This is a genomic window from Nostoc sp. KVJ20 (genome assembly GCF_001712795.1).
Taxonomy (GTDB): Bacteria; Cyanobacteriota; Cyanobacteriia; order Cyanobacteriales; family Nostocaceae; genus Nostoc.
Genome location: NZ_KV757658.1, coordinates 188,350 through 210,755, shown reverse-complemented (window position 1 = coordinate 210,755; position 22,406 = coordinate 188,350). Strand labels below are relative to the sequence as shown.

Genomic DNA, 22,406 nt, shown 5'->3' with positions numbered 1-22,406 from the left:
AGAGCGACATGGCTGGCGCTTACTACAATTCCTGTTATTCAATTTTTTATTCCTGAACCACCAACTCTTGCAGCAAGGCATCATTTATCCTTTGTGCCTCTTTCCCAGTACTTTCCTTGATGTCAAAAGCCTGCTGCACCACAGCTTGAACTGACTCTGGCAATGATTCAAATTTTTCCGAATTGAGTATAACGATGCGGCAACCTGGGTAAGGCATAAAATCAGTAAAGGGTTCCATCCCCGATTTAATCAGAGTTTTGCTAAGTTCCGCGATGGGATGATGAGGCTTTTGGTTGTCCTCACTGCGGTTGGTTGAGTCGATGGGGGATATTATTCCCCGCACCTCTCATTTAGATCCGTGCGTACCCGTTTCCGTGTACACGGCTCCCGATGTTCTCAGCTTGCGCTTTTGCTCATGTGTTTGTAATCGTGGCAGCTCTCATGAATTGCTTCCAGATTATTTTTCTTCCAGTTGGCGTGTTTTCCGTCGATGTGATGCAGATGAATCCGTTCTTCATCGATAAATTTCAGACCACAGGAAGCACATCTATGGTTTTGCTTCTTAAGAGCTTTAGAGGTTTCACCGTCATAGAGCTTACTATTTCGTTCGCTCCAGTAGGCTGTATCTCCGTCATAGGGGGATTTTGTTCCTTTAACTATGCCATGTTTATTTTCGGAGTAGGAAACTGCTGGGAATGCTTTGTCTAGTAATTTCTTACTAGAGTAGCGGTTTTGTTTGGTTTCCTTGTTGAATACCGTGTAAGCTCTTGTTTCGATGTGGTATAACGAGTTTCTAGACCCGCGCATCTTGCAGAACTTATGGTAATTAATAAACTCAACGAGGTTGTCACCAACCTCGTTGGTCTTCAAAACCGTGCTTAATAGTTTCCCATTACACGGCTCCTCAATGAATCGGCACATTGTCATGTGTACTTCACAACTGAACCATCTTCGGTTGTTTTTTCATCGTGGCAGTGTCTGTGTAATATCTGGAGATTTTTGTATTCGTCTTTGCCTCCCAACTTTTTTGGGGTTATGTGGTCAATCTCCAGTACATCTTCCTCTCGGAAGTACAATCCGCAGTGAGTACACTTTCCTTTTTGTTCCTTCAAAAGTGTTGCCACTCTTTTAGTCGCTTCCGGGTGTTTACCCATTCTTGAACTCCAGTAAATTAGGTTGCCATCATAAGGACTAACCTCGCCTTTGACTTTCACATGACGGACTATTGGAGTTTCCGCATGTGTCCGTAACCGCATTGGGTTTTTCCCTTCTTGCTTGGTTGCGAATGCCCAATTATCACCACCTATGGTTTGCCAATATTTATTTGACACCCATTCCCAAGTTTTCTTGGGATGGCGGCGTTTTGCCCAAGCTTTAAGCTTTGGATACATGAGGTTATCTAAGTAGGAGTAAGCAACCTTACTTACCACTGTTGAGTAGTAGTTTGACCATCCAGTAATTACCGGATTTAGGTTATTAATTAACGCCGCTTGTGGCGCTGACTTGTGGTTGTCGATGATACTTGCTACTCGGTCGTAATGTATCTTTTGCTTATATGAGCTTGGGGTGATGATTGTTTTGAAGCCTTGTTTTGAGTGGTATTTCCCCACTTTCCACTGCCGTATATTGAAACCGAGAAAGTTAAACCCCGGTTCTTCTTCTCCATACTTATTTAAGGTATGTGTTAGGCGTGTCTTAGATGGCTTCAATTCTAAGCCCATGTCATGTAACCATTCAGAAATAATTTGCTGGCATCTTTGGACAACGGTTAAGTCTTCGTGGAGAATCACAAAGTCATCAGCGTATCGGATTAGATATGGGGAATTAAAATTGCTCCCCTTTTTGTGAAACCATGTTTCCCTATCTCTTACCTTGAGTTTTGGGAATTCTGATTTAATCCGTTTTTCCATACCGTGGAGGGCTAAGTTAGCCAATAATGGCGATATCACGCCACCCTGTGGCGTACCCTCAGATGTCGCAAACAACTGCCCATTATCCATCACCCCCGCTTTTAACCAAGCTCGAACTTGTCGGCGTATGGTGGGGGACGTATTTAATTTTCTTAGCAGTGCTTCATGGTCGATGCGGTCAAAACATTTTGATATATCAGCATCTAGCACAAATTTTGGCTTGCGTCTAATACTGAGGAATATTGCTTCAATTGCATCATGACATGAGCGCCCTGGTCGGAACCCGTATGAGTTAGGTTCAAATCGAGCTTCCCATTCTGGCTCTAATGCCATTTTGAAAAGCGCTTGCAAGGCTCGGTCGCCCATTACGGGAATGCCCAAAGGTCGTTTTTCCTCCGTTCCTGGTTTAGGAATCCAAACCCGTCGTGTCGGTTTCACCTTTGAGTTAGGTTTTAATTTTGCAACCAATATAAGACGTGCTTCTGGGGATAATGATTTGATTCCATCCACTCCTGCCGTCTTTTTACCTTGGTTGTCTTGTGTTACCCGACGTACCGATAAACACTTTGCTGCCCAGGACTTCATCAGCGTCTTCTGGAGTCTACGAAATGCTTTGACATCACCACGAAGAGATGCTTTGTAAATTCGTTTTTGCAACTTAAAAACACGTCGTTCGAGCTTACGCCAGTTGATATGTTTCCATTCCCCCATCGATTCATTACTCTTTGCTTTCCTGTTTGGGTTAGTCTTCAGGGGAAAGAAACCGTTATTGGTTAGTTTGGGAGTAATTTGTCGTGTATTAGACTTTTGCATTGCTACTCATAACTTTACATTCCAAATCACCGTGAGTCCGTCAGCATATCCTTACCATTACAGCAAGGCATTCGCTTCTGACTCAATCTTTCCTGTTCGTTGCATACAGTTAGCACCTACTTGATATCGACCGATCAAGGGCAACGATAGGTTACTTCGTTCCGAACAACCATTGTTAGAACCTTTAGAGATGATGCTATCCACCGGGTTTCTTTTGGGAGTGCTTGCTAGTCAATGGAGAATTGCCAGTCCCTTATCCTTTGCCTTTTGGCTCCAGCGCAAAAAGCCTTATTTCGCTGGTTCAGAGTTACGATGGTTCAGACGCATCTTTGCTTACGCTACTCATGGGTTCATGCTCGAAGGGAACCAGCTTAGGCTGCCAGTTTTTACCTCCTTTTCATCCCGCTTTACGGATTGATGGCTAGTCGCTACCGTAGGGATGATGCTGTTACCGTTGCACCTACGGAGAGGGACTTCTCCTTAATTTATTTGGAGTCACCCTCATGGTTATTCAGTTATCATCTGAGAGAGATTAAAGTGCGAACTCAACCCATTGGGGTTATCTCTCAAATGTCACTCATCCCTGAATATTTCTACTCATTTCGAGTGAACGAATCGCACTCTCCAACCTCTAACTACCGGGGCTAATCTCTCAGCCTTTGTGGTAGCACCATAATTCGAGTTGTTGACGATGTGTTTTACTTTCTTACGGAATGCTTTGAAGTTGTCCACTGAGGGACTACTTTTAAATTTTCCGTTTTTCTGGACTTTGAAGTGCCAGCCGAGGAAATCAAACCCATCTGTCGCGGCGGTAACTTTGGTTTTCTTTTGGCTTACATTCATTCCGCGTTTGCGGAGGAACTCGCTGATTCTTTCAAGTATCTCTGTTGCGTCATCTCCGGGTCGGAGTATAATAACCATATCATCCGCGTATCGGATTGATGGCTCGGCAATTTGTTCTGCTGATGTTTTAGGTGTGATCCTTTTACCCTCTTTATATTGAGCGTGGTATCTGTGGATACTCTCAATTCCGTTGAGCGCAATATTAGCTAGTAATGGGCTAACCACTCCTCCTTGTGGGGTTCCTTGTTCAGGAAATTCTGGATTTACCCCTGCCTTGAGACATCGGAAGATACCGAGTTTTAGTCCTTTAGGGGCGATGAGTTCGTCCATTATTGCTGAGTGGTTAATCCTGTCGAAGCATTTTTCGATATCGAGTTCAATTACTCGTTTCTCTATTCCGTTGGCATTGGAGTTGAGGTTTGAAAAGATGTATTTTTGTGCATCATGGGCAGAGCGCCCAGTTCTAAACCCGTAACTCCTAGCGTGGAAAGTGGCTTCGTGTGCTGGTTCAAGTGCATATTTTGCGAGGCATTGCCAAGCTCTATCCACGATGGTTGGTATTTTAAGCATTCTGGTTGTCCCGTCCTTTTTAGGGATGGGGATTTCCCGTAGTCCTTGATGCTTCCAATTTCCACTATTCATTTTCAATAGTTCTTCAAGGTTGAAGCGTTCCTCAAATGAGAGGGATTTCTTACCATCAATACCAGCCGTCTTTTTACCAGCGTTTAGCTGAGATACAAGTCTAATTGCAAGAAATCGAGCCGAGGTGGATTTTAGAATAAGCTTTTGGAGTGACCTAGCTTTCCGCTTGTCTCCAACCTGAACAGCTTTGTACACGCGCTTTTGAAGGCGGAAAAGGTTACTGCGGAATTTCTTCCACGGTAAAGCTCTCCAAGATTCACTAGTTTTGTAACCGTGCCTAATCATTTTCTCTTCTGGAGTTAGTGTATTCTGAACACCTCAGACCAATTACGGTCTGTCCTACCCGAATTGTGGGGATTAATCCGCTCGTCTGGTCTACATGGGGAACGAAAGCCCCTAGACCCACAACTCGTTTTTATTCGTTCCCTCGGAGAGATTGATGAGCCACTGCGTTGCGGGGGTTCCCCCCGTTGTAGCATGTGGCGTTGTTCCGTTAGATGTAGCCAATTCGACTGCTGGATTCCCTGGACTCTTTGCCGTTACTGAAATCAATTCGGCGGGAATGAAGCTCCAGTGAGGTCAGGGGTTTTGTGTTGCGCCCTGCTTGCATCTGAGTCGCTTTTCTAGGCTCGGTTTCATCGTAGGAACTCCCTGTTAGCGCCAGTGTCAACCCGCAACGATCGTCTGATTGCGCCCTGTTCCCAGCTTCACTCTACAAGAATCGAGCTTGTTCGGTGTGGGCAGATGAGGAGTCAATTCTGAGTCTGAATGGCAAGGCTTGCACTTGCATCTGACCGAGAGTTCAGCCTTTAATGACAGTAATCTGCTGTCGGGCTGGATTAGTTATTTACGGACTGACTACCGTGATTCACTAATCAACGAATCGCACGATTTCTGATGCCATGTAGCCGCAAAACCAACTCAAAGTGTCAATATCTTTCTGCAATGCTGCCAAAATCCCCGTTACTACTCGTTCGTTGAGGTTGACAGGTAGATTATCAAAGATGCTGTCTAGGGCTTCTGGGTGTCGCTTGTGGCAATAACGCACCGCAGATTCAATAAGTTTATCGATTTTAGTAGGTTCAGATTGCCCAAATCCCTTTGCACACATGGCACTGCCTCAAAATTTACGTGCTGGAAGACGCGATTTTAACAGAATTAGTGGGGCGATGAGCAGGAGCCGGGAGTACATTTATTATCGTTGATTACTTAAGCAAACCGCACCTAAGTGCGTAGGCGTAGCCCGCCGTAGGCATCGCTTCTAGACGCAATTAAGGCAAGATGAACTTTTGATGGTGTACTATCTGCCTGATCGACAAACAACTCATCGGCAAAAAAGTAGCCGTCCCCTTCGCCATCAATATCTCGTAAAGAGTGATCGCAACACTGCCCGGTAAAACCGTTTGCTGGCAGCAACATCAGCAACCCGTAGATGAACATGGTCAATCAGGCGACCTCGATGGAATTCCATAGTGTTATCTTGCCTCTAAAAATGAGTCATTCTCTGGTCAACCATTGTTCTGGTTGAGTTGCTGCTCAAGCTGCTCATCCCAGAAGGCAGCTTCTATTTTGTGTCCATCTGGATCGCGCACAAAGCAGCCGTAATACGGCTCACTATAGTCGGGTCTGCCACCGGGGGCACCATCGTCTTTGCCTCCTGCCGCTAATGCTGCCTCATAGAAGGCGTGGACTGCTTCTTTTGTAGGAGCAATAAAACCAATGTGAGTTCCATTGCCAACCGTTGCAGGTTGCCCGTCGAAGGGAGTTCCCACCCAAAATTCGGGATACTGTTTGCCATAGGCGATCGCCCCCGGATGCTCCATAAATCGCTTACAGCCCAATGTTGGCAACACAACATCATAGAAGGCGATCGCTCTTTCAAAATCATTAGTACCAATCGAAACGTGCGAGAGAATGCTGGGATTGTTATCCATGTCGGAATCCTCTATCAGTTGAGGTGGATGTGGATGTGCCAGAGAGCCGATCGGTGATTTGCTGCACCCTAACACAACTTGATGAAACGATTGGATTATAACAGTACTAAAGTACTAATCCGACTTGTCTTCTTTTGCCTTTTGTTAAGTTACAAGTTCACCCTGTTAAAAGATTTTTCATTTCTTTTTCAACGGCATCATGGATGCCTGGCGCTTTAAACTGTTGTAAACCCTTAGCCGGACTGAATGTTAGGTTGAACTTCGCGCAACCGACGTTCCAGAAAACGACGCTCACTGTCATTTGTCACTAATTCTAGTGCCCGTGTATAGCTCTGGGTCGCTTCCTCTAATGCTCCAACACGCCGGAATAAATCTGCACGGGTGGCATGAAAGAGATGATAGCTGTCCAGTTCTGGAGCAAGGCTATCAATCAGTCCAAATGCGGCTTGAGGACTGTCTGCCATTGCGATCGCCACTGCTCGGTTCAAGGTCACAATGGGTGAGGGCTGCAAGCGTTCCAACACCTCATAGAGCTGCACGATCTGCGCCCAGTCTGTTTCTTCGGCGCGGGTTGCCTGACAATGGAGGGCTGCGATCGCCGCTTGCAGGGCATACACTCCGGTTCCAAAGAGCAACGCTTCCTCTACCAGAGGTAACGCCTCAGCAATCTGTAGATGGTTCCAACGACTGCGATCCTGATCTTCTAGCAAAATCAAATCGCCTGCCTCATCTAGACGCGCATTGCGCCGCGAATCGTGCAATAACATCAGCGCCACCAGTGCTGTGACTTCAGATGGGGGTTGGGGTGCCAGCAATTGCCGCACCAGTTGCCCCAAGCGAATCGCTTTGATGCAGAGGTCAGCCCGCACGATCGCATCTCCTTTGGTTGCAGCATAGCCTTCGTTGAAGATCAGATAGATGACTGTCAGGACTGCCTCTATCCGGGGAGCGAGATCAGTCGTCTCAGGTACTTTGTAAGGAATGCCTGCGTCTCGAATTTTGCGTTTAGCACGAACTAACCGCTGTGCCATTGTTGCAGTCGGTATAAGAAAGGCGCGGGCAATTTCGTCGGTTTCCAGTCCACCCAACATTCGGAGGGTCAACGCTACTTGAGTTTCCGTTGCCAGTGCCGGGTGACAGCAGGTAAAGATTAATCGCAGGCGATCGTCTCCAATTTCATCACTGTCATAGGTTGGTTCTTCAGTGGATGGAATTAAGCCAGATGCCGCATACCACTCCAGTTTTTCGGTCAGTTTCGTGCGTCGTCGGAGGCGATCGATCGCCTTGTACCGGGCAGTTCGGATAATCCAGGCACGGGGACGATCGGGAATACCGTCGCTTTCCCACTGATTCACTGCCGCTGTAAATGCTGCCTGTGCAGCTTCTTCAGCTACATCAAAATCTCCGACCAGCCGAATCAGAATAGCAACAATGCGCCCCCATTCAGTTCGATAAAGGGCAGCAATTGCTTGAGCCACATCTGTTTTTGGGATTGAAGCCATACCTTTGACAAAAAGACATAAAGAATTTTGGGCAAGGTGTCGATTTGAGCAATTGCCGTTCGACTAACTGATAAAGGGAGATAAGTTCAATTGTACTAAACAAAATTTTTGCACTCAGGTGTCGATTTGGACAATTCCCGTTCGACTTAATCACAAAGGAGGCAACCGATGAAATATTTGCTGCTGATTTATATGGACGAAAACGCCATGAGCGACACCGAGCGGGAGCATTGCTATGGGGAATCTGCCCAACTCGCCCAGGACTTGCATACTCAAGGACAATTTCTGGCGACGGCTCCACTCCATCCTGTTGCAACCGCAACCAGTGTCCAAGTCCGTGATGGCAAATCACTCGTGACCGATGGACCATTTGCCGAAACCCGCGAACAATTGGGTGGATTCTTCCTCGTTAATGCTCAGGATTTGGATGAAGCCATTGCGATCGCCACCCGCATCCCAGGTGCAAAAGTCGGCACCGTCGAAATCCGTCCTGTCATCGAAGTTGTGGGACTACCAGCACAGCCCTGACCGTCCTTAACCGCTTGAACTCAAGGAGAACCCTCATGCAAAACAATTCCAAAATCACTCCCTGTTTATGGTTTGACGATCAAGCCGAAGCCGCCGCTCAGTTTTATACGTCGATTTTTCCCAATTCCAAAATTCTCCACGTCAGTCGATATGGAGACGCTGGACAGGAAATTCACGGAAAACCAGCCGGAGCCGTCATGACTGTCAGTTTTGAACTTGATGGTCAGCCGTTCACAGCACTCAACGGTGGTCCGACCTTCAAATTTAACGAGGCGATTTCCTTCCAAATCTTTTGCGATACCCAGGCGGACGTGGACGATTACTGGCAAAAATTGTCTGCCGGTGGGGATGAAACCGCACAGCAATGCGGCTGGCTTAAAGACAAATACGGTGTCTCCTGGCAAATTATTCCTCGCATTTTGATTGAGTTACTCAACCGCCCCGACGCGGCAACCTCTGAAAAAGTGATTACTGCCATGCTGCAAATGAAGAAGATCGAGATTGATGAACTCAAGCGTGGCGCTGCTGATTAGCGGTTCCTTCAAAGTTGCGCTTTGCGCTAATCAGCACACCCAACCCAATACTTGTCGGGTTTTTGGGAAAAGGGGAAGGGGAAAGAAAAAACCTTTAACCTTTACCCTTTAACCTTTTCCCCAAACCCAATGCCGAGTTGAAAATGCACAAAGCGTGCAGTATTGACACCCAACCCCTCGCAATCTAACTCAAAACCATTCAACAGGAGATTTCACAATGAAAGTCATGGTCTTTGTCAAAGCAACCCAAGACTCCGAAACTGGGGTCATGCCGAGCGAACAGCTTTTAACTGAAATGGGGCAGTACAACGAAGAATTAGCCAGGGCAGGTATCTTGCTCGCCGCTGAGGGGTTTCATCCTAGCTCAAAAGGGGTGCGAGTTCGCTTTTCAGGAACCGATCGCACCGTCACCCAGGGACCTTTCACTCCAGCGCAGGAGCTAGTGGCAGGGTACTGGCTGTGGCAGGTGAACTCAATGGAAGAGGCAGTTGCTTGGGTAAAGCGTTGCCCTAACCCTATGCCAGGAGACTCCGAGATTGAGATTCGTCCCGTATTCGAGGCAGAGGATTTTGGTGAAGTCCTGACACCCGCCTTAAGGGAGCAGTCAGACCGCATTCGCGCTCAACTTGAAACGCAGCAGCAAGAGTAACGTCATCAGCAACCCCGCAAATAGACCTCTTGCAAAAGTGCTTTTTGCAAGAGGGGGAAAAGGGTAAAGGTTAAAGGGGAAGGGGACAATACAGAACTTTTTCCCCTTCCCCCTTCCCCCTTCCCCTTTTCCCGACTTATGCAAGAAGTCTAATGATGTTCATGTGCGAACGATCCGCTCATCAAAATGCAGAATCGATTACAAAAGGAGAAATCAATGCAACTCAATTCTTACCTGATGTTCAACGGCAACTGTGAGGCAGCGTTCAAGTTCTATGAACAATGTCTGGGTGGCAAGATGACTATGATGATGACACACAAAGAAGCGCCTTCCGCCGAAAATGTCTCACCGGAATGGCAGGACAAAATCATGCACGCTTGCCTTGAACTAGATGATCGCCTCCTGATGGGATCTGACTGCCCACCAGGATACTTTGAAACCCCGCAAGGTTTCTACGTACAAATTAGCGTTCCTGAAATCGCTGAGGCAGAACGGCTTTTTCACGCTCTAGCAGAAAACGGCAAGGTGAAGATGGCGATCGCGCAAACGTTCTGGTCATCGCGCTTTGGCATGTTGACCGATCAGTTTGGGACACCGTGGATGATCAACTGCGAACAAACTATCTGAGCCTATACCAACATCTGTCATTCGTCCTTTGCCCTTTGTCAAATGGCACTAAGAAAAGCTGAAACCTGGTCAGGGCATGGTGTGGGAGGTGTGGGAGGACGGGGAAGAAGTCTTACCCCCCACACTCCCCACACTCAAAAAGCAAGTTACATCAAGGCTTTGCGATTAACTTAGTGCCATTCGTCCTTTGTCCTTTGCAAATAGCCACTGACCACTGACCAACAACTAACTACACCAGGAGAAACCATGAGTACTCAAATTTTCGTCAACCTACCCGTCAAATATCTCCAGCAATCGATCGAGTTTTTCACAAAACTTGGCTTTCAGTTCAACCCCCAATTTACCGATGAAACGGCCACCTGCATGATTGTGTCCGAAACCATCTTTGTGATGCTTTTGACGCATGAGAAATTCAAAACATTCACGCCAAACCCGATTTGCGATGCCACAAAAAGTACCGAAGTGTTGACGTGCTTATCAGTTGATAGCCGAGAAAAAGTGGATCAGCTGGTTCGTGAAGCCGTTGCTGCTGGTGGCACAACCTACAACGAACCTCAAGACCACGGATTTATGTACGCGCATGGATTTCAGGATTTAGATGGTCACATTTGGGAACTGATTTACATGGAACCCGAAGCAACCCATCCAGTTGAGGCCAAAAGGGAAGGAGCAGGAGTGTAAACCACAACAGAACAACCAGTGGAACACAAATTTGCGAACTCATCAAAACATGAGTACACCCATTCATACAAGAAGATTAAAGATATTTGCACATCACTGAGGTTGATTCATGAAACTCTATGAATTTGCTCCCACACGATCAATTCGGGTTCGCTGGATTCTCCAGGAACTTGGGGTGGAATTTGAAGCAATCTCCATCAACATGCGGGCAGGTGAACACCGTACACCCGATTTTCTCACCATTAATCCCACTGGCAAGCTCCCTGTACTCATCGATGGCGAACACATCATCACTGAATCCGTAGCCATTGCTTTGTACCTCGGTGAGAAGTACCCAGAATCTAACCTGGTACCTACAGACTTGCTTCTGCGAGCACAGCTTTATCGTTGGCTCCTCTTTACTGCCACCGAATTGGAACAGCCGTTATGGCGTATCGCTCGCCACACGTTTATATACCCAGAAGAGTTGAGATTGCCTGCTGAAATACCTCTCGCTCGGCAAGACTTCACCAGTATGGCTGTCGTTTTAGAGAACCATCTGTTGGATCGGCAGTTTGTAGTGGGTGAACACGTCACAGTGGCTGATTTTGTGCTTGCTTACACACTGGATTGGGCGAACGAAGTTCAGCTACTCGCCACTTTCCCCACGCTGGTGGACTACATGGAACGAATGTACAAACGACCAAAGGCATCTGGGCGAATCGCAGCTGCACTTGCAAGTCTCAATCATACCTCACAATGATTCACGATCTGATCAGCCGTTTGGGTATCAGCCAGAGTGAAGTCTGGTAGATATTGTTTTACAGAGACATCCAGGACATCCAGGTTAATTTTTCCAGCTTCTACCAATTGCAGCGCTGCGATCGCTTCTAGACGCAATCATTGTCTAGCAAAAGCCAAGTCACTTCAACGATATCATCAAAGCTGTCAATCTCCTGAACAGTCTTCTTCATCTACCCAATCTTCATCCCAGAGAAGTTCATTGTAAACCTTAGTTGCTTGAGATATTTTTAGGTTGTGAGCTGCTGTCACACAATTTCTTGGTTGCCAGCCAATGAGGGCATATCTTCCATGTAAATGTCTGACAGCATTCTTGCAGTCATTAATTACTGGAATATCTTCTTTGATGTATTTCCGCAATTGGACTCCTAAACGAATTGCCTCCATTTCATAATTTTGAAAGTAGGGTTCTTCAACATCAGGTGTAGAAATCAGCAATGCTCTCACCCAGGCATGATTTTTATAGATAGCCTTCGCTACAACTAAATTAACTTGTTTTGGTGTCCAGTTGCTCCTTTGTAAAAAGTTATCTATTGCTGATTCATCATCTAAATCTATATCTACGTTAGATTCTGAAAGTATTTCCGAAATATCTGTATTTTCTAGGAACAGTTCGTACCATTCTTGAAATGTTTCGGGACTAAATAGTTTTCTGGCTTCTTCAAATGAAATTTTCTCCCATCCAGCATCTGTAACTATTTCGTTACCAGTCTTTGCAATGAACAGATTTTCTTCTTCTACCATCCAAGGGAAGGATGTCTTCTGATGTTTTGTCTTTCGTTTACCCATTAAGCCATTGCAATGTCTATCGTCTTGCCGCCTAAACGTCTACGCACTCAACTTTAATGCTATCGTTGATTATTTGGTAGACTTCTTTACCAAAGAGCAACTCCTGTTTGTGACAGTACGTACACCACAAAAGCAACGTATTCTTTTTTGCCTATATTTATCAGGAGTATCACCCACAAAAATCATCCACCCGGATATCCCGCCAAATGTCAGAAATCTGCCAGCCAGAGTTACCAACAGACTGTACTGGAGGATTGTCAAGGAATGGAATATAGTCAGGTTCTCTTGGAAAAAGAATTGCTGCTGGTTGCTCATCAACTATAAGGGCTGAAGAATTGACGCTATCAGGTTGAAGATTTTGGTCTTCAGCGTGTTGGATTTCCATCATTTTCTTCAGAGTCAGCTTGTCGGATTTTTTGATGATCTTCATATCTATGTATTAAAAGTTTTCATTCACTGCTCTCCAAAAGCATTGGCTGAAAATTTGGATGACAGCAAAATTTGGAGAAATTGGGTGTTAATAATTGCACGGAATAAACAAGATACAGCAAATCTATAGAAAATACGAGTCCCTTGCTGAGGAATTTATCAATTGGATACACATAATGTATTAAATTAGACCTTTTGCCTACTACTTCGATTTATCCTCAACTCCAACCCCAAACGCTGCTCACATACAACAAATAACCAAGACTTAAAAACAGAGTTAGGAAATCCAACCCCCTCACTGAGGTAGCCTACGCGTGATCGCTCTGGTATAGTTGCCACTGTGGGGGTTTTTGCCATAAACGATCAATACAGTTGCAATATAGTTGCGTACCTCTACTAAACGAATGGGCCTTACTGTTCTTACTGTGCACCATACTTGGTTGCTCTGGCAGCGATCGCAGCCTATAAGCGATATGCTTCAATTCACCACGGTTTTATGCTAAACGATATAGTTTTTACCATCCTATTTCACCTATCTGATCTGCATCGTCTGCTACTCCATTGCGAAAGCGTACTTCTAAGCCGTGTTCTGGGTCCCAGTCACACTCATCAACAAAGAAAACTCTGTGATTCCTTGCTGTTCCTGTTATAGTCACCAAAATTTTCCCGATACTGTAACAAATCTTGACCAATAGCAGCTATGAGTGCTGGTAGTAATTTTTGGTGATTCAAGGACGCAACTGCTTTGCTAGTTAATAAAGATAAAACGACAACCAAACTAAATATTAATGCAAACAAAAAAAATATTTCTCATTTTTAGATCCTGAATAGCGGTCGCATATTTTCCTCTAATAATTTGAGTAAACTATAATAACTACCTGAGTTTAAGTGTCCCCCAATCAGCACGAATTTCACGGTCTCTTGTGTCCCTGGGCAAATAACTGAGCCGTATAAATCCACGCTTATTCGCAGACTTGCTTGCCAGGGCATCTGCTAAAAGTCGCATTTTGTAAAGCTTCAAGCATCTCTATGTTTAATAGAAACCAAACGCAAAACGGTTTCATTTTTATTCACCTTTAGCTTTTTTTTAAGTTTTACTTGTGGACGAAATAATTGTATTCCTCTTGATTGAGTTAATACATAAAGTCCTCTATACACTTTTTTAAATTTTTTCAGTGATAAACTCATATATTTTGCTACCTCCTCTTCAGTGATACCTGGAAAAATCGTTCCAGAGGATACCCCTGCTAAACCTCGGACAGCGCCTGCAAGAATTCCATATTTACATTCTGCTGTGTTTTGAGGATTGAGGAAGTATTCTACTGATTGGGATAAAGCACTTAGTTCTTTACGGTTCGCCTTTTCTTCTTTCCAGTAATCATACCAACAACCGTGTACCTGCCAGGGATATCCTAAGCTGTTAAAGAAAACTGAATCTCCGTTACCATTTGTATGATAATAAACAGCTTCCCCACATTTTTTACATTTAGTTGAGTAGGTCTTTGCTTGTACTTTATCCTTTGATTCTTTGCATTGTCTTTCATTACTATTAAGTAAGCTAGATATATTTCCATGAATATAAACACCAACATCTCCTCCAAAACCACAATTACAATCTGAGGGGTGATTTCAAGCATTACATGGCATATTATTAGGGTTTAAAAGGTCAAATACGCAGTAAGAGAGTAAGCGATGTGAATGTTAAAACAGCATCATTGAATGCGAAGTTAATCTATCTCCAATCACTCTTCTTCATCTGTCACATCGCTGAATGCTGAATCATCCACAGCCAAGACTGGTTTGCCCATAGCAGCTTCAATTTTGCCAAGTATCATCCGTTGACGCGATGCCATGAAACCCTCAAAGTCGTCTTGTCGAAGTTTTATTGCATCGATTTGGTGAGTTGCCAGAATTGCATTCATACCTGCATCGTCTAGCTGAACACTGTCATGCTTTTGAAGCTGAACCAGATATTCACTTGGAGCTTTACCACCAATCATGCGATTTGCTTTAAAGGATATTGGGGTTTTGTTGAGGATAGAGTTATAGCGAGATGGGGGAATATCGTTCTTATCACACCAATTCCTGGGGAAAATGTGATGAATATCGAGTTTGCGCTCCTCCCAATCGGTTTCATCCAAATCTCGTATAGCAACTTTCCAGAAGAAGTCTTGAGCACCTTCACGCTGAACTAAGACATTGATCCCTTTGTATGCAGCGCTATTGCGGGAACGTAAAGTACCTAAACGCGTAGGCTGGAAGTTAGCATCTATAACAGTCGAAGGTTCTTCCTTGCCACCCTCAATCCAATCTATAAGTTCCTGAATATCTAGAGCTATACGGGTTTCAACTGCCCCCCCGTACAGTTCACCGAGGATACCACACCAAAACCAACGAGCGATTTTGTCGTAGATTTTAGGTTCAAGCCAGCGATCGCCAAGGAATGCCATGACTACCGCAAGCGGAACAAGTTGGGTACGGTAGGGTAAATCGTTGGTAGAGAAAAACGATTCTTGACGTAGAAATTTAGCTGCTTTCCAGTAACCCTCTGTAAGAGGCTGTTTCCATTTTTGGTAAGCATCTACAGTTAAAGATAGAACGGCTTCGCGCTTGGCAGTCACACCTGTTATTTGCTTGCCAGTTTTTCCCGCCTTTAAGTCTTCCCTTCGTTTATCCCAAGTATGCAGTAGTGTCAATCCTTGAAGAAACTCAGTAGGTTGAACCTCGCGTAACAAACTTTGCTTTCTTAGATGCGGTTGAGTACCTTCGATACCTTCGTGAGCATTACCAAACCATTCATCCCGCAGGTTTACATCATCAATAGCGTAAGTGGCAGTCATGAGTTCAAATACCGAGAGGGAAACACCTCCGGTATTGACTTTCTCAAAGACAAGGCAGACTGCTTCTTTCTTGTTTTCCTTGCTGAGTTCAATGATCGGAATGTTATAGTTACGAAATTCATTCACAACCTGTTTACGGAATTGAGCATATCGCCCGAACTTTGTAACGTCGTAGGCAAGCAATCCCTCCTCCCACTCATCAGAGTTAAGGAGCTGGTTACAAGGAAAGTAAAAGTTCTCATATTCCTTTTCTGGAGTGCTGAGATCCAGCTTTAAATCACGTCCAAAGTTTTCTCGCACAGTGCGATCAGTATCAACGCTAATAATCGCACTTTCATAATGCTCTTTTCCTAATAGGGCTGTTTCGATATCAATGTAGTAATAGCGATGAAGTAATTTTTTCTTGTAGTCACGAGTTTGTACTGGTTGTGTAAACATTAACACTTGCGTTAATGAAGTCAGTCTCTGTTGTCCATCAAGAATCAACTTTTCTAATTTGCTAAGTATTGCTTTTGTTAGCTCTACTCCTTCAATGGGACGCGCTTTGAACTTAGCATCACCACCTGCCTCTAGTAACATGATTGCTCCGACAGGAAAGGCACGAGCAATACTTACTAACAGAGAGCGGATATGTTCATCATCCCAAACCCACCCTCGTTGAAAATCGGGCAGTTGAATTTTGCCAACTACGATATCGTTTAGTAAAGTGGCTAGACTTGTCTTGGTAGAATCAAATGTAGACATAAGATGTTACTTTAAATATTTAAATTCCAGGAATTCGACATAGTATATTTCTTGTAACCAAGCTTTCAAATTGCATTTGCAAAGCAATAGCCGTTACTGGGTCGTTTAGTAATACACCAGCTTCGATATTGCGCTCGTGAGCCGCTTCTGTAAAATTGGCGGATGTCACAAGCACACGCTGCTTATCTACAACAACACACTTGGCGTGTAAACAAGCTTTTGATTCCACACCCACCATCAGCGATCGCGGATCGTGAAACACTTCAGGTAGTCTTTTTCCTGGCCAAATATCTTGGCGAAAACTACTGGCAAACTCCCGTAGTAAAGTAGATGTTGGTACTTCATTATTGTGTGGTCGATTAACGTTAAGAAACATTCGCACATTTAATTCTGGGTTAAAATCCATGCGTTCTGCCAGCACCATAAATAACTCTCGTGCTTTTTGTTTTTTATCAATAGCAAAACTAGAAATGAGAACGCTTATTTTGGCAGTGCTAAACAACTCGCGCACAACAACCCCAGTGTCACGGCTTTGAGAACCAGCAATTTCTGGGCCAGTCCAAACCAAATCAACGCGATCGCTTACTGCTTGGGATGTACTTCGTTCTTCTGCCAGCAGTCGCAGCGTATAAGCAATATGCTGAGAATGTACGCCGATGACATTGAGGCGGTTGAGTTCATCAACTATGTCTCGATTTAAAGCCGCAGGGATGTAGTTAGCTACATTGGATATAGAAAAGGGCGGGGAAAGTCTGCCAGTTTCTAAAGCTGCTGCCAAATTAACAAGGACTGGACGACTGAGGTTGAGAAAACCCATTAAACAAGTACCTGATCTGGAAAGAATTCTGCTCCTAGTCCTTCAACAGTAGCCACAACTAATGCTCTATCGAGAAACTCATTGCGGCGTTCGCAGGAAGTTTCCGCGATCAGTAGGCATCCGTGACAAGCAGATCCGTGTAAAAATCTTTCCTCTTGTACGTTGTCTGGTTGATGTTGAGCGCATACTGGATCGTTAGAGCAAAGTTTTCCCAACTCTAGGGCAACATTCAAATGTTCTTCAAGTTGATTTCCTACTTGTACAAGTCCCCCTAAAGTCCCCTCAGAACCGGGAGAACCAGTATATAAAAGGATGCCATAACCTGCATCACTGGCATAGATGCGTTCACGAATTGAACTAGCTGCATAACCACACTCCAAAGACACTGCTGTAATTAAGAGGTGTGATAGGGAATGGAGCATGATATAAGGAAGTCCAGGGAAAATGGCTTTTTCAGGGGGAATGCCTTTGCGATCGCGCCAGACATTGAAACCCCTTTCTAATTTTTGCCCCTGTTGTTTAACAGCCTTCCGTTGCTGCCAATCTTTAACAGCTTGTTTGTTGAAGGCAATAAACACCCCTTCGCCTTTATTCTCAATCGCAGGCACCCATTGACGTTCAAAATCCAAATCAGCACGCCGCACATTAATGCTTAAATCATCAATTTCTCCTTCAATATTAGGGATGGATGCCTCAAAACGGGTAAAGCCAACTTGGGCAATCACTTCTCGCAGACGATGCACCAACACTACCTGTTCTATAAATGGCAATAGTGCAGGATTGAAATTATCTAACTTGCGTTTACTAGCGTAAAACTCGTCATTAGAAGTACCTATTTCTGCTGAACAAGAAAGTAAGGCTTCAATTTCTACTTGTTTGATGGTTTTAGAATCGCTGCTTCTTCCACTTTGACGGCGTTGAATTTCTGCCCAAACCACCTCTGCTCCAAATTTAGTTAAGTCAGCATACTTAGGATTCCTTTTCAGATTTTTTTGCACTTCATCTAAGTCTTCCAAATATTCCAAATCCTGTAAGTAATGGCGATCCACTACTTTTTTCAATTGCTCATCAGCATCTGGAATCGAAATCACGCTGAGGGTTTGAGCAAAATAAGCATTACTAGCAGAACGTACCAAAAGACGGTTATGTTCTGGTTCGTTGGTTTGGACAATATTACCTGATTTATCTGGGACACAGACCCAACATGGTTCCTGAGCTTTAGCACCCAGCCAAGGACGATGCCCTTGGCATTGTCCGAAAACTTTGGAATTTTTGGCTTTAGCTATGGAAAGTGGACGACGGGCTTTTTTACAGCCATCACAGCGCACAAAAATTTCTTCAAAGTCATTGCCAGAGCCACCTTCATCTAGCCACAGTTGTCCCCGACAGGTGGTTTTAAAATCATTATGGGCAAAGGCGTACCAGTCTATATCGCTCAGATGTCCATTTATACAAGCTTGCACAAAGCGGACTGGTACGTATGACACGCGCTGTCCTTCAAATTTTGATCCCTCCTTGACTGTTCGCCAGTTAGCTAGGGGACGGGTACGATAATCTTTCCCGTTGAAGCGAATGGTTTGATCGACTTGAGCTACAAACCAAGCAGGAAAAATAAATGCATCCACACCAGTGAGGGGCATATTAGGGTCTGAAGTCTCTCTTGGTGGACTAAATAGTTCGATATTCTTAACTTGCAGCATTTCGCAAACTTTATCTTTCAAACGGTCTTCACGAATAGGCTGCATTTCGCCTTTCCAGTAGGTCAATCCCCCAATTACTACCGAGTATTTAGGTAAATCTACCATCGCTCCTGGGCCAAAGGTTGATAAAAGCTGGCTTTGGCGGATTTCTGCTTGTGGTTTTATTTTATTATTTGACTTCTTCATTAAACCTCTTCCTCTATTTCTAAACCAACAGGGTCACGCACAAAAAGTTTCACTACTGGCTCGACATCTCGCAAGCTGCGTTGGGCTTTGAATTTTTGCCGATCGCTACTTTCTTTGTCCGCCTTGGGGTCAAGGGCATCAAGTAGTAAAGGGGCTGCCATCTCTATTTCATTGCGTTGATATTGTAGGCGTTGGTCTTGCACGGCAATATGTTGCCATGTATCTAAACGGTCTATAACTTGTCGCCGGATTTCTTGACGCAGACTTTCGGCTTCATCGGCTTTTAAAGGGCTATGTCCTTCTGCACGTTTAACGATCGCATCCACCACAAAATCTAAAAGCAGGCGATGTTGGCTAATTTGAGCAGCACCTAGAGGCGCTGTCATCTCTGCATTACCTAATCTGGCAAGGGCAACGGTAACACCTGATAAACCCCGATCGATGGCGCGGGGTGAGAAGGGAGTAACGCTACTTGCTTCCACTGTGCGGTAGAAAGTATCATGCCAGATTTGAAAACGTTCGTAGTGAGAGCGATCGCGCGGTCGGTGAATGTTGAGTAAGGTAACGACTAAACCAGGTTTTTCAGCTTCTCGACCGACGCGGCTGGTGGCTTGGATGTATTCGGCAGTGGTTTTCGGCTGTCCTAAAACTACCATCAGCCCTAAGCGCGTGATATCTAGCCCTACGGAAATCATGTTAGTTGCTAGGGCAATATCAACTCTTTCTTTCTCATGAAAAGGTAAAGCTAGACGACGTTTGGTATTAGCAACTTTGTTAGTGCTGATGCGAGAGGTTAATTCTTCTGGTTCATCATCAATTTTGCGATCGCAAAATAAGCTAAACGGTTCTTGGTAGCGACGGCGATCGCCATAATGACTCAGGCGGGAGTTTACCTCATCTTCCACTAGGCGGCGACTACCACCCAATTCCCGCAGGGAATTAAAATAACCTAGCAGTGTCATATAAGGGTCAGCAGGATTATGCGGATTTGTTTTTCCGCCGGCATCTTCCCAAGCTTGTTTAGCTGCTCCCAACAGGGCTAAGTATGCTCGTAACAGAACTACTTTAAGGCTGCGTCCTTGGGCTACAACTCCGACATAAAGCCGTCCCGGTGTTTTAGTAATTGGTACGGTTTCGGCAAAAAAGGAGTCGTGGCGATCGGGCCCAGGAGGCGGAAAAATATCTACCTGGCTGTGACTAAACAAAGCTTGAATTTGGCGCTCCGCACGGCGGACTGTAGCAGTGGAAGCAATAATCTTCGGTCGGATAGTTTTATCATTGTGCGTCACACTACACAGAACATCGATAACCGTTTCGTATAATCCCACCATTGTTCCCAGAGGCCCAGAAATCAAGTGCAATTCGTCTTGAATAATCAAATCTGGTGGAGGTAAATTTTTGTCTAAGGCTCGACCTTTGGTTTTAGCATCAGCTGGCCCAGTGAATCCTACTTTTTCATCAAAATGAGTTACCTTGCCAAATAGCGCTCCAGTTTGACCAACCCAAGGCAGATTCGCAAATTTATCAACGGTGGAAATTATGAAGCAAGGAAGCCGTCGATAGATTTGTTCATCTACGGCAACGATGGGTAAGGGGTTGTTGCCTTTAAATATACAAGCAGGTTTACCATCTGCGTGTTTTTTCCGATTGTCGCAGATTACCCGCAGGTCAGTAGGTGCATCAGCAAGTGGTAAAAGTTGAAACGATCGCGCTTTCAATTCCGTGCCACACCAAGGACACCTTTCTAGGGGAATCGGCTTCGGTTTATGAGGATAATGCCGATCAAATTCTTGAGTCCGCGCCCAAGCTGAATTATCTTTGTCGCCTTTTTTACCCATTTTATTGGGTGTGGCACCCTGCCCAACCCACAACCCAATCTCAAAGGGATGCTTACCTAGTCTAGGATTTTGCTGACGTTCTAGTTCTAAGGCACAGACGAGGGTTGCAGCTCTTTCCAATTGGTCTAGGGTCAGGAGGCGCAGAGTGTAGCGCATGAGAACGCTGACACCAGCAGAGTGGATACTAGGATCGCGCAGACGACGCAGCACCAGAGTGAAGGCTGCCAACCCTAAATAGGCTTCGGTTTTGCCGCCACCTGTGGGAAAGAACAGCAAATCTACTATTTCCCGATCTGGATGTTCTGGTTGAGCAATGCTCAGGATGTTCAACAGCAGAAAAGCTAGCTGGAAAGGTCGCCACTTCGGTGGTGAAAAGTCTTCAGGGGATTTGTCTGGATTATCGTGAGTTAGGCGTTGTCTTCTGGCAGTTGCTAAGGCTTGGTTAGCAATTTGAAAAGCTTCTAACACCAGAGGATCGTCTAAAGCTTGTAATCCGGCGGCTATGCGTTGCTTAATCCTGCTAGCTGTGGTTAATAATTCACTAGCAATTTTTCTCTGGTGCGGTTCAGTAGGGGCTGCGGCTTGCTGTTGGGCAATCCAGTCAGTATATGCAGTCACCATTGGGTAAACCATCTGAGAGATTGTTGCCGCGTCTTTTGCCTTAGCCAACGCTTCCATGCCTAGTTCTAGCCCCGGAATTTCTGCTGGTTCTACTCTGGCCACCTCTGCTGTGGGCATCCAGTTAGTACGAATTTCTTGACAGATATGATTCGAGCTAAGGATAGTAATAGCAGAAACGTTGTGTCCAACAGCATATTCGCAATCGTTGCGGTATTGCAGGCTTGACACCGCTTCGTCTCTGTCTTGGCTGTTTTGCCCCCGCAAGTTTGGGCGGGATACAAAAGCGTCAGCTGTGCGGATGGTGAGGCAGGCTTGAAAAATAAAACTGATGTCGTGCTTTTGGTTGGGATTGTTGCTGCGGTAGTTAACTAAGAATACTGAAACTGAACGCGTACCAACAGGGAGTTTTTGTTGAGGTGATGAAGCTACAGCCCGATTTGACACAAATAACTTTAAGCCGTTGCTGTCTGGAACTTCAATCTGAATTTTTCGCTGATTTCCCAGCAAGGAAATAGGCATACTAATGCAATGAGGAGAGCGTTGCCATAATTCTTGCTTGGCTGACTGGGGATTCTCGCTATCATCTAATTCTGTTTCGCTTTCAAGAAATTGGTAGTCACCCCACTGCACAGTTATATTCAGTTCTGTGGTATTTTCTAGTAGAAGAAAGCTCAAGCCAATGGAAGAAGGAAAGTGAGCTTTACGGGCTGAGGAGGCTTCGGGAGCATTGGCATCTTCATTAGTATCACTGCTACTAAGTTGTTCGAGTGTGTCGTCTGCTGTTTCGTCCGATCGCACTTCAACAGGCGCTCCAAAAGGTACTAAAAAACCTGTAAGATACCACTTAGAAGGAGCTTGGGTGAGGATTTCTTCGGCATATTCAACATCATCAGGGGTTGGCCCCACCAAGTCTAGTTGCATGGCGCGGATTAGATGCGATCGCACTTCGGCAGATGTGGTCATAATGAGGGCAGGGAACAGGGAATAGGGAACAGGGAAC

Annotated in this window: 23 protein-coding genes and 3 pseudogenes; 8 read left to right on the top strand and 18 right to left on the bottom strand. The window is 45.1% G+C overall.

The genetic code is table 11. From position 1 onward, the window contains the following. Positions 1-46: 46 nt before the first annotated feature. From A4S05_RS41980 to A4S05_RS24575, 9 genes and pseudogenes are all read right to left on the bottom strand, one after another. The gene (locus A4S05_RS41980; protein ID WP_176727094.1) at positions 47-343 is read right to left on the bottom strand and encodes a hypothetical protein; all 297 of its coding nucleotides are present in this window, start codon (positions 341-343) and stop codon (positions 47-49) included. Positions 344-396: 53 nt separating this feature from the next. After that, positions 397-828, bottom strand: a pseudogene (locus tag A4S05_RS24605) (HNH endonuclease); the annotation flags it as partial. 95 nt (positions 829-923) lie between these two features. Continuing rightward, complete coding sequence (gene ltrA / locus A4S05_RS24600; RefSeq protein WP_084227245.1) at positions 924-2,723, bottom strand: group II intron reverse transcriptase/maturase; 1,800 nt, start codon at positions 2,721-2,723, stop codon at positions 924-926. A 57-nt stretch (positions 2,724-2,780) separates the two neighbouring features. Then, positions 2,781-2,927 (bottom strand): hypothetical protein, encoded by a 147-nt coding sequence (locus A4S05_RS41975; RefSeq protein ID WP_176727093.1) that lies wholly within the window; start codon positions 2,925-2,927, stop codon positions 2,781-2,783. 417 nt (positions 2,928-3,344) lie between these two features. Further along, positions 3,345-4,493 (bottom strand): annotated as a pseudogene (locus A4S05_RS24595) (reverse transcriptase domain-containing protein); the annotation flags it as partial. 586 nt (positions 4,494-5,079) lie between these two features. Continuing rightward, positions 5,080-5,319 carry a protein kinase family protein gene (locus tag A4S05_RS24590; protein ID WP_069072395.1) on the bottom strand — a complete coding sequence of 80 codons (240 nt, stop codon included), beginning with the start codon at positions 5,317-5,319 and terminating at the stop codon, positions 5,080-5,082. 113 nt (positions 5,320-5,432) lie between these two features. After that, positions 5,433-5,654 carry a hypothetical protein gene (locus A4S05_RS40580; protein ID WP_176727092.1) on the bottom strand — a complete coding sequence of 74 codons (222 nt, stop codon included), beginning with the start codon at positions 5,652-5,654 and terminating at the stop codon, positions 5,433-5,435. A gap of 62 nt (positions 5,655-5,716) precedes the next feature. Further along, positions 5,717-6,217: a VOC family protein gene (locus tag A4S05_RS24580; RefSeq protein ID WP_256091138.1), complete on the bottom strand. Its 501-nt coding sequence runs from the start codon at positions 6,215-6,217 to the stop codon at positions 5,717-5,719. Between the two features lie 158 nt (positions 6,218-6,375). Continuing rightward, positions 6,376-7,644 (bottom strand): RNA polymerase sigma factor, encoded by a 1,269-nt coding sequence (locus A4S05_RS24575; RefSeq protein ID WP_069072392.1) that lies wholly within the window; start codon positions 7,642-7,644, stop codon positions 6,376-6,378. A 168-nt stretch (positions 7,645-7,812) separates the two neighbouring features. Between A4S05_RS24575 and A4S05_RS24570 the strand changes: the two genes are divergently transcribed. The 8 genes and pseudogenes from A4S05_RS24570 (at position 7,813) to A4S05_RS43585 (ending at position 11,404) form a co-directional block, all read left to right on the top strand. Next, a complete protein-coding gene (locus tag A4S05_RS24570) occupies positions 7,813-8,172 on the top strand; it encodes a YciI family protein (RefSeq protein ID WP_069072391.1) in 360 nt (119 codons plus the stop codon). Between the two features lie 35 nt (positions 8,173-8,207). Further along, complete coding sequence (locus A4S05_RS24565; protein ID WP_069072390.1) at positions 8,208-8,705, top strand: VOC family protein; 498 nt, start codon at positions 8,208-8,210, stop codon at positions 8,703-8,705. A 217-nt stretch (positions 8,706-8,922) separates the two neighbouring features. Next, the gene (locus A4S05_RS24560) at positions 8,923-9,354 is read left to right on the top strand and encodes a YciI family protein (protein ID WP_069072389.1); all 432 of its coding nucleotides are present in this window, start codon (positions 8,923-8,925) and stop codon (positions 9,352-9,354) included. A gap of 216 nt (positions 9,355-9,570) precedes the next feature. Next, the gene (locus A4S05_RS24555; RefSeq protein WP_069072388.1) at positions 9,571-9,981 is read left to right on the top strand and encodes a VOC family protein; all 411 of its coding nucleotides are present in this window, start codon (positions 9,571-9,573) and stop codon (positions 9,979-9,981) included. 42 nt (positions 9,982-10,023) lie between these two features. Continuing rightward, positions 10,024-10,155: a hypothetical protein gene (locus tag A4S05_RS43595; protein WP_256091137.1), complete on the top strand. Its 132-nt coding sequence runs from the start codon at positions 10,024-10,026 to the stop codon at positions 10,153-10,155. Between the two features lie 72 nt (positions 10,156-10,227). Next, positions 10,228-10,662 (top strand): VOC family protein, encoded by a 435-nt coding sequence (locus tag A4S05_RS24550; RefSeq protein WP_069072387.1) that lies wholly within the window; start codon positions 10,228-10,230, stop codon positions 10,660-10,662. Between the two features lie 109 nt (positions 10,663-10,771). After that, positions 10,772-10,945 (top strand): annotated as a pseudogene (locus A4S05_RS43590) (glutathione S-transferase N-terminal domain-containing protein); the annotation flags it as partial. A 78-nt stretch (positions 10,946-11,023) separates the two neighbouring features. Next, positions 11,024-11,404 (top strand): glutathione binding-like protein, encoded by a 381-nt coding sequence (locus A4S05_RS43585; RefSeq protein WP_256091151.1) that lies wholly within the window; start codon positions 11,024-11,026, stop codon positions 11,402-11,404. Here the strand turns inward: A4S05_RS43585 and A4S05_RS40575 are convergent. From A4S05_RS40575 to drmA, 9 genes are all read right to left on the bottom strand, one after another. Then, positions 11,389-11,541: a beta-lactamase family protein gene (locus A4S05_RS40575; RefSeq protein ID WP_141699794.1), complete on the bottom strand. Its 153-nt coding sequence runs from the start codon at positions 11,539-11,541 to the stop codon at positions 11,389-11,391. The two genes, A4S05_RS43585 and A4S05_RS40575, sit on opposite strands and share 16 nt — an antisense overlap. A gap of 48 nt (positions 11,542-11,589) precedes the next feature. Beyond that, positions 11,590-12,231 carry a hypothetical protein gene (locus A4S05_RS24540; protein WP_069072385.1) on the bottom strand — a complete coding sequence of 214 codons (642 nt, stop codon included), beginning with the start codon at positions 12,229-12,231 and terminating at the stop codon, positions 11,590-11,592. A gap of 169 nt (positions 12,232-12,400) precedes the next feature. Continuing rightward, positions 12,401-12,661 carry a hypothetical protein gene (locus A4S05_RS24535; protein ID WP_084227244.1) on the bottom strand — a complete coding sequence of 87 codons (261 nt, stop codon included), beginning with the start codon at positions 12,659-12,661 and terminating at the stop codon, positions 12,401-12,403. A 514-nt stretch (positions 12,662-13,175) separates the two neighbouring features. Further along, positions 13,176-13,316 (bottom strand): DUF6985 domain-containing protein, encoded by a 141-nt coding sequence (locus A4S05_RS41970; protein ID WP_176727091.1) that lies wholly within the window; start codon positions 13,314-13,316, stop codon positions 13,176-13,178. 361 nt (positions 13,317-13,677) lie between these two features. After that, a complete protein-coding gene (locus A4S05_RS41965; RefSeq protein ID WP_176727090.1) occupies positions 13,678-13,848 on the bottom strand; it encodes a hypothetical protein in 171 nt (56 codons plus the stop codon). Between the two features lie 554 nt (positions 13,849-14,402). Beyond that, entirely contained in the window at positions 14,403-16,244 is a 1,842-nt protein-coding gene (locus A4S05_RS24520; RefSeq protein WP_069072381.1) for a GmrSD restriction endonuclease domain-containing protein, read from the bottom strand. A 19-nt stretch (positions 16,245-16,263) separates the two neighbouring features. Further along, positions 16,264-17,061 carry a DISARM system phospholipase D-like protein DrmC gene (gene drmC, locus A4S05_RS24515; RefSeq protein ID WP_069072380.1) on the bottom strand — a complete coding sequence of 266 codons (798 nt, stop codon included), beginning with the start codon at positions 17,059-17,061 and terminating at the stop codon, positions 16,264-16,266. Continuing rightward, entirely contained in the window at positions 17,061-18,947 is a 1,887-nt protein-coding gene (gene drmB, locus A4S05_RS24510) for a DUF1998 domain-containing protein (protein WP_069072379.1), read from the bottom strand. Before drmB ends, drmC begins: the two co-directional genes overlap by 1 nt. Next, the gene (gene drmA, locus A4S05_RS24505) at positions 18,947-22,369 is read right to left on the bottom strand and encodes a DISARM system helicase DrmA (RefSeq protein WP_069072378.1); all 3,423 of its coding nucleotides are present in this window, start codon (positions 22,367-22,369) and stop codon (positions 18,947-18,949) included. Before drmA ends, drmB begins: the two co-directional genes overlap by 1 nt. Positions 22,370-22,406 lie beyond the last annotated feature (37 nt).